The organism is Microseira sp. BLCC-F43 (genome assembly GCF_041929235.1).
GTDB lineage: Bacteria > Cyanobacteriota > Cyanobacteriia > Cyanobacteriales > Aerosakkonemataceae > Microseira.
The window spans coordinates 16,966-31,983 of record NZ_JBHFNP010000097.1; the positions used below are offsets into that span (position 1 = coordinate 16,966).

General features: G+C 44.5%; 7 protein-coding genes. All 7 read left to right on the forward strand.

All coding sequences use genetic code 11. The annotated features are described in order from the left end of the window. The 7 genes from ACE1CM_RS14980 (at window position 1) to ACE1CM_RS15010 (ending at window position 14,883) form a co-directional block, all read left to right on the forward strand. Window positions 1–5,787 (forward strand): type I polyketide synthase, encoded by a 5,787-nt coding sequence (locus ACE1CM_RS14980; RefSeq protein WP_374878312.1) that lies wholly within the window; start codon window positions 1–3, stop codon window positions 5,785–5,787. Next, entirely contained in the window at window positions 5,780–11,521 is a 5,742-nt protein-coding gene (locus tag ACE1CM_RS14985) for a beta-ketoacyl synthase N-terminal-like domain-containing protein (RefSeq protein WP_374878313.1), read from the forward strand. The genes ACE1CM_RS14980 and ACE1CM_RS14985 overlap by 8 nt, the downstream gene beginning before the upstream one ends. Further along, window positions 11,518–11,952 carry a lipocalin-like domain-containing protein gene (locus ACE1CM_RS14990; RefSeq protein WP_374878314.1) on the forward strand — a complete coding sequence of 145 codons (435 nt, stop codon included), beginning with the start codon at window positions 11,518–11,520 and terminating at the stop codon, window positions 11,950–11,952. The genes ACE1CM_RS14985 and ACE1CM_RS14990 overlap by 4 nt, the downstream gene beginning before the upstream one ends. Window positions 11,953–12,213: 261 nt before the next feature. Beyond that, the gene (locus ACE1CM_RS14995) at window positions 12,214–13,530 is read left to right on the forward strand and encodes a hypothetical protein (RefSeq protein WP_374878316.1); all 1,317 of its coding nucleotides are present in this window, start codon (window positions 12,214–12,216) and stop codon (window positions 13,528–13,530) included. 309 nt (window positions 13,531–13,839) lie between these two features. Further along, the gene (locus ACE1CM_RS15000) at window positions 13,840–14,178 is read left to right on the forward strand and encodes a hypothetical protein (RefSeq protein ID WP_374878317.1); all 339 of its coding nucleotides are present in this window, start codon (window positions 13,840–13,842) and stop codon (window positions 14,176–14,178) included. A gap of 88 nt (window positions 14,179–14,266) precedes the next feature. Continuing rightward, complete coding sequence (locus ACE1CM_RS15005) at window positions 14,267–14,560, forward strand: cytochrome P450 (RefSeq protein WP_374878319.1); 294 nt, start codon at window positions 14,267–14,269, stop codon at window positions 14,558–14,560. A 20-nt stretch (window positions 14,561–14,580) separates the two neighbouring features. Continuing rightward, window positions 14,581–14,883 (forward strand): hypothetical protein, encoded by a 303-nt coding sequence (locus ACE1CM_RS15010; protein ID WP_374878320.1) that lies wholly within the window; start codon window positions 14,581–14,583, stop codon window positions 14,881–14,883. The last annotated feature ends 135 nt before the right edge of the window (window positions 14,884–15,018 follow it).

Genomic DNA, 15,018 nt, shown 5'->3' on the forward strand with positions numbered 1-15,018 from the left:
ATGACAAATATTTCAGATCCAGAACAACAAGTTATTTCCTCTCAACAAGTGCTTCAAACTATCAAAGAAATGCGAGCTAGACTGGAAGCACTAAATAAAGAAAAAACTGAACCAATCGCGATTATTGGTCTAGGCTGTAGATTTCCTGGTAACGCCAAGGATCCTGCCTCATTCTGGCATTTATTACACGAGGGGATTGATGCTGTAACAGAAGTACCACCTGGTCGATGGGATGTAGATGCCTACTACGATCCAAACCCCGAAGCTCTTGGGAAAACCTATACCAAACAAGGTGGCTTCATCCAACAAGTAGACCAGTTTGACCCGTTATTTTTTGGTATTTCTCCCAGAGAAGCAGCTAGTTTAGACCCCCAACAAAGACTGCTTTTAGAAGTGACCTGGGAAGCCCTAGAAAACGCCGGACAAACACCAACAAAACTGAGAAACAGCCAAACAGGTGTATATGTGGGCATTTGTACGGATGACTATTACGAAAGGTTTAAGGATTTGGATAACCTTCCTTTTATGGATGCTCACTGTGGTACGGGTAACGCCCGCAGTATGGCTGTAGGTCGCATTTCTCACTTTCTCGGCTTACAAGGACCAAATATTCAGTTAGATACTGCCTGTTCCTCTTCTTTATTAACCGTACATCTAGCTTGCCAAAGTTTGCGTTTAAAAGAATGCAATCTAGCCATTGCAGGCGGAGTCAATCTGATTCTATCGCCATTAAGCACTATCGGTCGTTGCAGCTTGAAAGCATTAGCTCCAGATGGTCGCTGCAAAACGTTTGATGCCTCAGCAGATGGTTACGGGCAGGGGGAAGGATGTGGCATGGTAGTCCTAAAGCGTCTCTCCGATGCTATAGCCGATGGTGATTCAATTTTAGCGGTGATTCGAGGTTCGGCTATGAACCACGACGGCCCTAGCAGTGGGTTAACAGTTCCCAACAAGATGGCTCAGAAAGAAGTAATTCAGCAAGCGCTACAAAACGCCAGAATAGAGCCACATCAGGTGAGTTATGTGGAAGCTCACGGGACAGGAACATCCCTTGGAGACCCGATTGAGCTAGAGTCTTTAGCAGCAGTTTATGGTAAAAACCGTCCCATCAATCAACCCTTAGTAGTTGGTTCAGTAAAAACAAATGTTGGGCATTTGGAAGCAGCAGCAGGCGTCTCAGCTTTGATTAAGGTGGTTTTATCGCTTCAGAATCAAGAAATACCACCCCATTTGCACCTGAACAAACCCAATCCCCACATACCTTGGCATCAACTTCCCCTAGTAATTCCCACTTCAGCAATCCCCTGGAATCCCGGTAATCAGCCCAGGATAGCAGGCGTTAGTGCCTTCGGGATTAGCGGTACAAACGTTCACATCATCTTAGAAGAAGCACCAGAACAGGTCAAACCTGAAAAATCTTTAGAGCGGAGATCGCACATATTAGCGCTGTCAGCAAAAACTGATAAAGCGCTTGAAGAGTTAGTAAGCAATTATTCCTATTATCTGGAAAAGAATCCAGAATTAGAACTAGAAGACATCTGTTACACCGCAAATACAGGGCGCTCTCAATTCAATCATCGATTGGTAGCGATCGCTTCTGATAAAGTTGAACTCGCTACAAAACTCAGCAACCTGAAAACAGGTAAAGATGTGACAGGGGTATTTTCTGGTAAAATCCCCAATAGCACTGGTTCGCCCAAAGTAGCTTTTCTGTTTACAGGTCAGGGTAGCCAATATGTCAACATGGGTTGGCAGTTGTACCAGACTCAACCCACATTTCGTAAAACTCTAGAGCAATGCGACGAAATTCTGCGACCTTATCTAGAGAAACCCTTGTTGTCAGTGCTTTATCCCCAGGAAACAGCAGAAAAAGATAATGGCTCACTTTTAGATCAAACTGCATATACTCAACCAGCCCTGTTTGCAATAGAATACGCTTTGGCTCAGTTGTGGCAATCTTGGGGCATCAAACCAGATGTGGTTATGGGTCATAGTGTTGGTGAATATGTAGCCGCAACTGTAGCAGGAGTATTCAGCCTGGAAGAGGGTTTGAAACTGATTGCCACCAGAGGAAGATTGATGCAGCAGTTGCCTACCGGCGGAGAGATGGTGTCGGTGTTAGCATCAGAGTCGCAGGTGCGAGAAGCAATAGCATCTTATGCAGACAAAGTAGCGATCGCCGCCATCAATGCTCCAGACAGCATTGTGATTTCTGGTGTTGGTGAAGCCATCCAAGCAATTTGTACGAGTTTGGCAGAGATGGGAATCAAGACCAAACCCCTACAAGTCTCCCATGCCTTCCACTCCCCTCTAATGGAACCGATGCTAGCGGAGTTTGAAGCCGTAGCCAAACAAATCACCTACAATCAGCCTGGGATAACCCTAATTTCTAACGTCACTGGACAACAAGCAACACCAGAAATTGCCACCGCTAAATATTGGGTGAATCATGTCCTGCAACCTGTGCATTTTGCTCAGAGTATGCAAACCCTGCATCAAGAAGGATATAAATTGTTCTTGGAAATTGGACCAAAGCCAATACTTCTGGGAATGGGTCGTCAATGTTTAGGAGAAGACGTGGGGATGTGGCTACCTTCATTACGTCCCCCTCAAGAAGATTGGCAACAGATGCTCTCAAGTTTAGGGCAGTTATATACACAAGGAGTAGCCGTAGACTGGTCGGGATTTGATTGTGATTATCCCCGGCGCAAAGTAGCACTGCCTACCTATCCGTTTCAAAGACAACGCTATTGGCAAGAAATCCCACAAAACGGACATAAACCACAGGATGAAACTGTTTTAACGCCAATTGTCAAACTACTCAACGAAGGTGCAACCGAGGGGTTAGCTAAAGAATTAGAACTGGCAGGCGAACTGACAGAACAAGAGAGAAAAATCCTGCCAAAGCTGCTTGAAATGCTGGTAAAACGACAGCAAAATTATCTGGAATTCAAAGGAGGAATAGTTCACGAATATTACAATGCGGTAGCAATATTGGGTCAAGAGCAAGCCGGAAATCAGGCAGATGCCAAATCGGACTCATCATTCTTAACTTTTGGTTTATTCCCTGAAAAAGTTCCCGGTTTTTCTTGGATTAAATGTCTCACAGAACCGAATCAAGAACAATCTCGTCAGATGATTGTTCAGTCTCAAAAAGAGTTAAGAAGATTGCTGTTCGAGCGAGTAGATTTCTCAGCTTGTCAAAAAGTTTTAGACTTTGGCTGTGGATATGCTTCAGATTTAATTCAACTAGCTCAAAAGTACGAGCATCTGCGATTGAATGGATATACAATTTCCAGCGAACAAGCCAAGCTGGGAAGCGCAAAAGTGGACGAAAAGCAACTACAAGGGCGCGTAAAAATATTTAATCGAGATAGTGCCAAAGATGAGTTTCCCGACCATTATGATTTGGTATTTGGATTTGAGGTAGCCCACCACATTCTGGATAAAAAATCATTGTTTGCCAATATCGGGAATCATATGAATAACCAGGGATATTTGGTGTTGGCAGATTTCATCTCTAACAGTGAATTGAGCATCGATCATCAGGAAACATCTTCTTACTTCATTACCAAATCAGAGTGGGTAGATTTATTATCTGAACATCAACTACAGTTAGTTGCAGCAATTGATGTAAGCCCGGAAATATCTAACTTTTTGTACGACCCAGAATTTGAGCAAAGTTTGGAAGAATTGTATCAAAAGAATCGCGACGAGAACGTCAAAGCTGGGTTCAAATCATACTATCAATTAGGGAAAGTTCTCAGCAAGGGAATAGCCAGCTATGTTTTGCTAACAGCTCAAAAGCAACAGCAGTTGTCAAAAGAAAAAATAGCTGAGTGGAACCAACAAATGCTAGCTCAACTGGCATCTTACTCAGAGGTGACACCTGAGCGCTGGCTCTACGAACTAGAATGGCAACCCCAAAAACACTCAACTCTTCCAAAACAGACAACAGGAAACTGGTTGCTGTTTACAGAACTTGGTGCTGTGGCGCAAGGATTAGTCAATAAATTGGGAGAAGGATGTGTCATAGTATCTCCTGGTTTAAGTTATCAGCAGATAGACAAAAAACACTATCAACTCAACCCCACTGCTCCAGAAGAATTTAAACGCTTGTTGGGTGACATCACTTCTCAAAATTCACAACTCCAGGGAATTGTGCATCTGTGGAGCGTGCCAACAACTAACAGTCAGTTAGAAACAGCTATAGAAAACAGTTGTGCCAGTCTACTGCATCTGGTGCAAGCCTTGGTACAGACCAAACAGCAGCAGATATCGCCTTTGTGGGTAGTGACCCAAGGTGCGATGAGTGTGGGTACAGAGCGGGAAGCAGTGCAAGTACAACAAGCACCAGTGTGGGGATTAGGTCGCGTCGTAGCTCTCGAACATCCAGAACTGCAATGTCGGTTACTCGACTTGGAACCGAACACCAAAGAAGAAGAAGTGGTGAGGTTATTACATCAGGAACTGATCTCAAACGAGGACGAAAACCAGATTGCCTACCGTCAGGGAGAGCGTCGGGTAGCGCGACTTGTGCGACGCCAACAGCAAACAACGACTGAACAGAAGCCAGAAATTACCATTGTGCCTGAAGGCAGTTACCTGATTACTGGCGGACTGGGAGCTTTAGGGCTAAAGCTGGCTAAGTGGCTAGCAGATAAGGGCGCTAAACATCTGGTATTAACCGGGCGTCGGCAACCCTCAGAAACAACACAACAAGCTATCACTCAACTAGAGGAAGCCGGAGTAGAAGTCTCAGTGCTGTTAGGAGATGTCTCTGTCAAACAAGATGCAGCCAGCATTTTGGCAAAGATAAAAGCTTCCCTACCACCATTGCGAGGTGCGATCCATGCAGCAGGGGTTTTAGATGATGGGGTTCTACAGCAGATGAGCTGGGAACGGTTTACAAAAGTGATGGCTCCGAAAGTTCAAGGAGGATGGAATCTGCACCAATTAACCCAAGAGTTGCCATTGGACTTCTTTGTCTGTTTCTCCTCAGCATCATCTCTGTTGGGTTCCTCTGGTCAAGGAAATTATGCAGCCGCTAACGCTTTTCTGGATGGCTTGGCTCATCATCGTCGGGCGCTAGGTTTGCCCGGATTGAGCGTGAACTGGGGTGCTTGGGGAGAAGGGGGAATGGCAGCTCGGTTGGCAGATCAGTTTCAGAGTCGGATTCGCTCTCTGGGTATGAGTAGTATTCCTCCAGAGCAAGGTTTGCAGGTTTTGGATCGGTTGTTGGGAGAATCCGCAACCCTAGTAGGGGTGTTTCCTGCGAACTGGTCTCAGTTTGTCAAACAATTGCCACCGGGAATGAAGATGCCAGTGTTATCGGCATTTATTGGTTCCCAGTCTGTGGCAAAAGCAACTCAGAACAACGAGTTTTTGGCGCAACTCAAGGCAGCTAAAGCTAGCGATCGCCTACAGCTGATGACGAATTACCTGCAAGGTATCGTGGGTAAGTTACTAGGATTTCCCGAATCTGAAATGCTAGATCCACAATTAGGATTTTTTGATATAGGGATGGATTCTTTGCTAGCTCTAGAGTTAAGGAATTTGCTACAGAGTAGTTTGGGTTGTTCGGTGTCGTCTACGGTGTTGTTTGAATACACCAATATTGAATCTCTAGCTAAACACTTGATAGATCTAGAAAGTAATGGTTTGAATCATCAACCACAAGAGTCAAATGCTTTCAAATCCGGGCGCGATCGCGCTAACAAGCAACTTGAAGCTATCAACCGCCAAAAGCAATTGTTGAACAAGCAGGGGAAAAAGATTGATGGATAACACGACAGATTATGATGAATTCAAAGACATCGCCATCATTGGCATGGCTGGGCGTTTTCCCGGTGCCAAAAATCTCGAAGAATTTTGGCAAAATTTACAAGATGGTGTGGAGTCAATAACTACCTTCACTGATGCAGAATTAATCGCTGCTGGAGTAGATAAAAATCTGCTGAACGACCCTAATTATGTCAAAGCAGGAGCAATATTAGAAGATATTGATTTATTTGACGCTGCCTTCTTTGAAATTAATCCTAAAGAAGCAGAAAACACTGACCCACAACATCGTTTATTCTTAGAGTGTGCTTGGTCAGCTTTGGAAAATGCTGGCTATGATTCTACTCGGTGCAGTCGTATAGGAGTCTATGCAGGTGCTGCTGCAAGTACTTATTTTACATTAACTGCTGATAGTGAATATACAGGGTCAGCAAGTAATGTTCAAAAAGTGATTGGTAACGATAAAGATTTCTTGAGTACCCGTGTTTCTTATAAGTTAAATCTTGGCGGTCCAAGTATTACCGTTCAAACAGCATGTTCGACTTCCTTAGTAGCAATTTCTTTAGCTTACCAAAGCTTGCTAAATTACCAATGTGATATGGCATTGGCAGGGGGAGTTTCAATTGTAGTACCCCAAAAAACAGGTTATTTGTATCAAGAAGGCGGCATATTATCGCAGGATGGACACTGCCGCGCCTTTGATGCCAAAGCTGGCGGGACAATTGTTGGTAATGGTGTAGGAATTGTGGTGTTAAAGCGATTGGCAGATGCGATCGCTGATGGAGACTACATCCATGCCATTATTAAAGGAGTTGCCCTTAACAATGATGGTGCTAATAAAGTTGGCTACACTGCACCCAGCGTTGACGGTCAAGTAGAAGTAGTTTCCGAGGCACTCACTTTAGCTGGAGTTGCTCCTGAGACAATTACCTACATTGAAGCTCACGGCACTGGCACAAGTTTAGGCGATCCGATTGAAATTGCTGCCCTGACGAATGTTTTTCGTACTAGGAAAGAAAAAAAGAACTTTTGTGCCATCGGTTCGGTAAAAACAAATGTCGGTCATCTAAATACAGCCGCTGGAGTGACAGGTTTAATTAAAACAGTTTTAGCTTTGAAACACAAGTTAATTCCGCCTAGCTTGAATTTTGCACAGCCTAACCCCCAGATTGACTTTACAAATAGCCCATTTTATGTAAACACTCAGTTGCAACCATGGCAATCTGGAAAAACTCCTAGACGTGCAGGAGTGAGTTCTTTTGGTATTGGGGGAACGAATGCTCACGTGATTCTCGAAGAAGCGCCGACTGGAAAGAAGCAGGGGAGCAAGGGAACTCTACAGCAGGGAAGAAAACATCAGTTGTTAGTTGTTTCTGCCAAAACCCGTTCAGCATTGGAAACGGCTACAGCAAACTTGGCTAAATACTTAAATCAGCATCCAGAACTAGATTTAGCAGATGTAGCTTATACGCTGCAAGTCGGGCGTCGAGAATTCAATCATCGTTGCATGGTGGTAGGCAAAGATATCAAAGATGCAGCCACGTTATTAGAATCGCAGCCAGTGTTCGCTCACTACCAGGAAAACCTCAAACGCTCCATCGTTTTTATGTTTCCAGGACAGGGAGCGCAATATGCGAACATGGCTAGGGAACTCTATGAAAGTGAGCCTGTATTTAGAGAGCAAATTGATGATTGTGCAAACTTGCTTCAGCCACTGTTGGGCATAGATTTGCGTCACATATTATATCCAGATGTAGAAGACACTGAAGAATTCACCGCAAAACTACAACAGACAGCGATCGCTCAACCTGCACTATTTGCCATCGAGTATGCCCTAGCCAAGTTATGGATGGAGTGGGGCGTGCATCCAAAAGCGATGATTGGTCACAGCATTGGTGAATATGTAGCCGCCTGTGTGGCTGGTGTTTTCTCCCTAGAAGATGCTTTGACTCTGGTAGCTGCACGGGGACAGCTGATGCAGCAACTCCCCGGTGGGACTATGCTGGTGGTTCACCTCACAGAAAAGGAGTGCCAAACCCTTCTCAATCCTGAACTCTCCTTAGCCGCAGTTAATGGACCATCCCTGTGCGTAGTTTCAGGTTCAACAGCAGCAATAGATGTTTTGGAGAATAAGTTAGCATCTGCTGGAGTTGAGTGCCACCGTTTGCATACCTCCCATGCTTTCCATTCGAGTATGATGAATCCGATTTTGGATTCATTTACACAAAGGGTCAAACAAATCAGCTTGAATCCTCCAGAAATTCCCTACCTGTCCAATGTTACTGGCACTTGGATTACGGCAGCACAGGCAACAGACCCAAGCTACTGGTCGAACCATCTACGCTCTACAGTACGCTTTGCTGATGGTCTTTTGGAACTATTTAAAGAACCTGGTAACATCCTTTTAGAAGTTGGCCCAGGAAGAACTTTAAGCACATTAGCCAAAAGGCATCAGGATCGTCACACAGAGCAAGTTATCCTATCTTCGGTACGCCATCCACAGCAGAATGATTCTGATGTAGCATTCTTATTGAACGCATTAGGTCAACTCTGGCTAGCGGGTGTTCAAATAAACTGGTTAGAATTTTATACCCACCAGCAACGTCATCGCCTGCCCTTACCAACCTATCCCTTTGAACGGCAGCGTTATTGGATTCAAGCTTCTTTGCCCTCAAAGAATGTCAAAGTGACTTCAGAGACAGAGTGGCAGCCTATGGTGTTACCAGGACGGCTAGTGGATTATTTGCTATCTCCGATGGCAATTAGCCAGCGCTTGGTTGCCCAATTACCTGAACTGATTTCTGAGACAGATAGTAAAATTTTTAACCAGCTTTTAGTGCAAATAGAAGCTAATAGCGTGGCCTATGTTATGCAAGCCTTCCAAAAAATGGGGTGGCAGTTTCAGGTAGGAGAACGTTTCTCAGTAGCAGAAGTAGCAAAGAAGTTGGGTGTAATCAGTAAGTACGAGCAGCTGTTAGGTCGTCTGCTGGAAATGCTCGCCCAAGAAGGTATGCTATTGCCAATCGGTGATGGGTGGGAAGCGATCAAAGAGCAGCAGATACTAGATCCAGAGGAGATGATGAACAATCTTCTGGCTCAATATCCAGAGAACATAGCAGAACTTTCCCTGCTACAGCGTTGTGGGATTAACTTGGCAGATGTACTCCAAGGAAATTGCGATCCCTTGGAGTTGTTGCACCCTAAAGTCTACGATCGAGCTGCAAATCAGCGCCTGCAAGAATCCCCCGCCACTAAACTAATGCAAACCTTGGTGCAAAGGGCAGTCTTATTGGCTCTAGAGCAATGCCAGGGAGAACAACAATCTACATTGCGAGTTTTAGAGATTGGGGCGGGAACTGGTTTGACAACCTCTTATATACTGCCTATCCTCAACCCCTCTAAAACTGAATATGTATACACTGATATATCACCCTTCTTCACCGCTAAGGCGCGGGATAAATTCAGGGATTACCCATTCGTCCGCTATCAGGTTTTAGACATCGAAAAAGACCCCTCGACCCAAGGCTTTGGTTTACACCAGTTTGATCTAGTTATCGCCGCAAATGTGCTACATGCTACCCAGGATTTGCGTCAGACTTTACAGCACGTACAGCAGTTATTAGCTCCAGGAGGAATGCTGGTATTGTTAGAGCTAACGGCTCGCCTGGGATATGTGGACTTAACCTTTGGGCTAACAGAAGGTTGGTGGCGGTTTACTGACTACGATTTGCGTCCCGACTATCCGTTGCTTTCGAGTGCCAAATGGCTTGAACTGTTGCAGGAAAGTGGCTTTTCTGAAGCCGCAACCATTCCGCCACAGACTGAGGAGGATGGCATTTCATCTCACCAGGCGGTGATTGTAGCTCAAAGTAGGGTTGCTACAGTAAAACCCAGGAATTGGCTCATCCTGTGCGATGCCGAGGGAACGGGTCAGAAGTTAGCAGCACTTTTAACTTCTGAGGGTGATGTATGTGTCCAAGTCTTCCCCGGTGAAAAGTATGAACAGTTAGCAGAGCTGGAATTTAGGATAGATTCAAGCAATCCCACAGACTTTCAACGGATATTCGAGTCTTTGCCTACTCCTCTATATGGAATCATCCATTTGTGGAGTTTGAATGCAGCAGGAGCAGAAATTTCCACAGTACGAGATTTAGAGAAAACCGTTGAAATAGCTTACCGCAGTGCGTCTGGCTTAGTCCAATGGTTATTAAATTCAAGATTTTCTCAATCTCTAGGCTTATGGTTAGTGACTAGGGGAACACAACCAGTTGAAATTGAGCCGAATATTTTAGGGCTAGCTCAATCTCGTTTATGGAAAATGGGGAATGCGCTCGCCATCGAACACCATGAACTAAACTGTATACGGGTGGATTTAGACCCAGAAAGAATTGGAGATGAAGCTGAATCCTTATTTCAAGAAATAAATTCCGATTCTCGGAAAGACCAGGTAGCCTTTCGTGGTAAAATACGTTATGTAGCTCGCCAAATAGCACCCGAACAGAGTGAAAAAAATGCTGCTAGATTGGCAGTGGCTACAAGCGATCGCCTGGAACCAAATCTGAACGATATAGTAAGAGATGATACGAATGATAAGTCAGTACTATCCCTAATAATAGAGCAAGTATCTCAGCTATTAGGGGTGCCTGCCGACGAAATAGATATTGCACAGCCGCTTACCAATCTTGGGTTAGATTCTTTAGTAGTTATTGAACTCAGGAAGCGAATATCAAACCAATTAAAGGTGGATGTACCCCTAGCAACCTTCCTTGATGGCTCGAGTATTGCTAAGCTGGAAAATCAGATCAAAGAGGCGATCGCTACCCCAACAAAAGTGGAAACTTGGCAGACATCATCCTCACTGGTTGCTATACAACCATCTGGGAGTGAGCCACCTTTGTTCTGCATCCATCCAGTTGCTGGAGTGGTCTTCCCCTATTACGAATTGGCGTGTCAGTTAGGAGAAAAGCAACCAGTTTACGGACTGCAATCAGTGGGTTTTGGGGACGATGAAGAACCTTTAACCTCGATAGAGGAAATGGCCGATCGTTATATTCAAGACTTGCGTGCAGTTCAGCCTGCGGGCCCGTATCACCTTGTTGCTTGGTCTTTTGGCGCTGTAGTAGCTTTTGAAATGGCTGTACAACTAGAACGGGCAGGTGAAAAAGTAGATTTACTAGCTGTGATAGACACGCCGCCCCCTTCTCTGAACAAGATAGGCAGTGTTTTCCTAGCTTTGAAGTTTGTTTCCCTGTCATTACTGCCATACATCTGGCCGTATGTCTACGACTATCTTGAGCTATCACTTGCCGCCCTGCATCAATCCCAGCCAAGGAACCTTGTTCAAAGAGCTGGGAAAAAATTGTGGGAATTAACTCAGACTAAATTAAAATATAGGCAGGCACCTCAGTCTGAGGTGCTGATGAAATCTCGCCAACCAAATGTTAATCGCTTGTTGCGAGTAATCTTGAAGAACTTCATAGCAAGTGGCGACTATGTGCCATCGGTGTATGCAGATAAAATTCATCTGTTTCGTAGTAACGAAAAACTCTGGGGAGTTGAGCGAGACAACTCGTTAGGCTGGAACAATTTCACTAAAGGAGGAGTAGAAATTCATCAAATTCCGGGTCATCACTTGAACGTATTAAGAGATCCTAACGTACAGGTGTTAGCCCAAAAATTAAAAGCCTGTCTGAATCACGTTCATTCTCAACAAAAAAAAGGAACTGGTAATAGCAAATGACACAGAATCAATTGATCGGAGTCTGGAAACTGGTAACTAGCGAATTCAAGGACGACGAGGGTAATAGGACTGAATTCTACGGTACCAAGGCTACTGGGTTGCTCATTTATACAGAACAAGGATACTTTTCTGCACACTTGAACCTTCCTAACCCTCCAGATCCAGCCGAACAATTCGCCGTTTTTCTGGGACCATTAACCGACGAGCAGAAGTCATACCTAAAACCATTAGCTAATTACGTTTCCTACGGTGGTAGATATGAACTACAACCAGACAAGGTTATTAATTACGGTGACTTCTTTTCTAATCCCACCGTTAGTGGAGCGCAACCACGCTTTTTTGAATTTAAAGATAATCGGTTGATATTAAGTGGGGCATTCACATTTCCCACTAAAACAATAAGATTCTATGTGATTTGGGAGAAGGCTTAAAGAAACAGTTTTAGTGCTTACGCACAGGAAAAAATGGTTAACATTTGTATTAACGAATGGCGTAAGTACTAAGTTAATTGTTTTCAGGATGGAATGGATTTTTCTGAGTGTATTAGTGTCTGAGTGAGGCAATAATACAATCAGGTGAAAAGCCAAAAAGTTGGTAAATTTTGTCACAAATTTTACCCAGATTGAAAGGGCTAGTCGTCAGTTTTAGTTTGGGCCCGATTTTCATTTTGATGATTAAATGGAGAGCTAACAATGACTACATTCTTGAGAATGCGTAAGGGCTTCAGTTTTGATGAAGCGATTTTAATGACAGAATTCTCCAAATATGCCTATGACGTTTTTCAATATGATGATGGCAGTGTTGACGATATAGAGCTAAAGACAATCTACAAGGCTCTGTATCGAAATCAAGGATGGCAGCTGGTTCACACCATCCGTAACGACGACACGAATATCCGGGCACTGCTGCTGAAAAATACTGAATCGCCAGTTCACCAGTATGCGATCTCCTTCCGCGGATCGATCGTTAGCGATCGCGGTAGCGTAGAACTAACTGATTTTACTTCTGATTTGGATTGGGAACTGATTCGCTACGAATATTTGTCTATCCAACGGGCGAAAGTCGTGCAGGGGTTTCATCTAGCTTTTGAGTCTGTGGCGGATGAAATTCAATTCTTCTTTAAGACTTTGCGGGGTGAGCTAAAACCCTCGGATTTCCGGCGACTCCATCAGTTATCTCCCCTGCGGAAATTTGCCTGCATCAATGCTTTGGCTGATGCGGGAGCAATCCGACTGGGAGCAGAGTTTGAACAACAGGCTCAAGAGTTAGTTAAGAAAGTAGTTGCCGACGGTGAAATTGATGACGATGAAGAACTTGAGAAAATTTTGCAGTTTGTTGAAGAAGAACTTCTATCTAAGCTATCGCCCTTAACTGAACCTATAGAGGTCTGGGTAACTGGTCACAGCTTGGGTGGCTCTCTGTGCCAGCTAGCTGGTCTATCCCTACGACGTTGGTTCGGGCCAGCTTCAGCAGGGGGATTGCTGATCAAAGTTTATGCGGTCGCAGCACCGAAAATCGGTAACCCAACCTTTATAGATTACTACAACCAGCAAATGGGCGAGGAACTCAGCTATCGCATCGAAAATATGTTGGATACTGCTCCAACATTTCCTTACGATCCCCCGTTCCCTCTGTCACTCATTGCTCCTGAAGGAGTAAGGATCGGAAATGTTTACATCGGTAATTATGCTAACGGTGGCGAAGCTATTACAGTTATGGGATTCGGTGGTCAAAGTGCGTCTATATCCTTTGGGGGTATTGTGGAAATCCCCTTTACCATTCCTTTTCCCCACAGCGCTGAAACCTATCTTCAGTTATTAAAGGATCAGAAGCAATTTTGGTCTCAGTTGGTTCGTCCAGTTAAGGATATCTTACGTCCTTTTCTGATCGATCTCCTCCGGGATGAACAGACAAAAGGCGTAAATCTCGCTCAAGAGATCGCCAACTTAAATGGCAATGAAAATGTCAGCAGCGTCAAGAGCGATGAAGACATAACTATTGTCAAGTAAAAGAAACTGCGGATGAGGGATTAGAGGATGTCTGAAAAGTAAGAAATCTAACTTAACGCTATTCTGTCATTAGAACAGGACTTGGGCAAAAAAACAAAGGGCGAGCCAAAAAATCGTGGGTTTAGAGTCGCGAGATTGACGCAGTGGGTTTTTAGCCCTGGGTAAGTCCTGTAGAAAAAACACCCGTATGACAGAGTTACGAAAGCGATGAATCCATAATACCCAAGTAACCTCACTTAACAACAATGGGAATTATTCTTAGGAATAATTCCCGCCCCAAAAACAAGTGGTAGAAACCGCAGTGTTGATATGCAAGCTGTAATTAATGCAGTCAGTCTAACTCAACCCATATTTAACCACAAGCGAATTGCGAGTTATGGGGAGGTGATGGTTGCATATACCGAACAAATGCTCAATACCTGGCAAGATGGGGAAACTCGTGACATCAACGCCGACATGATGCGCCTTACTTTAAGTATTGTTATGAAGACAATATTTACCTTAGACCTGACTCAGACAGAGGCGAAAGATATCATGATGATGGCTTGGTATGAAACTAATCGCCAGCTAGATTTTCCGATTCCATACTGGTTTCCCACCCCGTTGTTCTTCAATATAGTGTTGTGCTGCGACCGCAATATGGCATAAAGATCGTCTTGAAAAAACGTTAATTAATGGCTTTTTTATATACAGAGGAAATTAATTGCTTTGATGTCTCCAGAGGAAGCAGGTACCTATGACTCTCAACGATATGCCTCGACCTAAAGGCAAGTTCCTAATTGGCAATCTGGCTGATTTTCGTGATGACCCGCTGGCATTTGTGACTAAGTGTGCTCACGAATACAGTGATATCGTACCACTGCGTTTGGGTTCGCTCCAAGCCTGCTTATTAACCAATCCTGACTATATCGCGCAAGTACTCTTCACCAAAGAGCAAGAGTTGTTGATCAAAACTCGGGGTTTCCGTATCTTACGACCCGTAATAGGGCAAGAGCTGGTTCTGAGTGAAGGAGAAACTTGGGGTCGCTAAAGATCCGTTGGGGGACTATAGTGATAATGGCAGCAGGTCAAGATAATCGCTTCTACAGAGGAACAGAAATAGTGAACACAGATATCCAGCTTTATTACATCGACGTTTTTCTAGAGTCATTCAGTCAGATCAACTCTGATATAAACCAGAGTTTTGGGCATCATATACACTGGGGCTACTGGGATGCCCCCGCGCTCGCAGACGGCTCGGTGGCAGATTTTACCAAGGCTGCCGAGGAAATGTGCCGTAAAGTTTGCGCTGCTGGAGGTGTAGGAGATAGCCAATCCATCCTCGATGCTGGCTGTGGCTTTGGGGGCGTGTGATTCGTTGAGTCGAAACTGGCTCTAGGAAAGGCATTCAGCCATTCTACAGCCTTGGGATGACTCTCCTGGTTCTTAAAAATCCGTTACAAAACCAAACCGGATAACCGAATAGGTAATTTGCGGATAGCCGAACCT

Bases quoted from the DNA above. Each gene is read 5' to 3' on its own strand.
- ACE1CM_RS14980 (WP_374878312.1), top strand. From the start codon at position 1: ATGACAAATATTTCAGATCCAGAACAACAAGTTATTTCCTCTCAACAA.
- ACE1CM_RS14985 (WP_374878313.1), top strand. From the start codon at position 5,780: ATGGATAACACGACAGATTATGATGAATTCAAAGACATCGCCATCATT.
- ACE1CM_RS14990 (WP_374878314.1), top strand. From the start codon at position 11,518: ATGACACAGAATCAATTGATCGGAGTCTGGAAACTGGTAACTAGCGAA.
- ACE1CM_RS14995 (WP_374878316.1), top strand. From the start codon at position 12,214: ATGACTACATTCTTGAGAATGCGTAAGGGCTTCAGTTTTGATGAAGCG.
- ACE1CM_RS15000 (WP_374878317.1), top strand. From the start codon at position 13,840: ATGCAAGCTGTAATTAATGCAGTCAGTCTAACTCAACCCATATTTAAC.
- ACE1CM_RS15005 (WP_374878319.1), top strand. From the start codon at position 14,267: ATGACTCTCAACGATATGCCTCGACCTAAAGGCAAGTTCCTAATTGGC.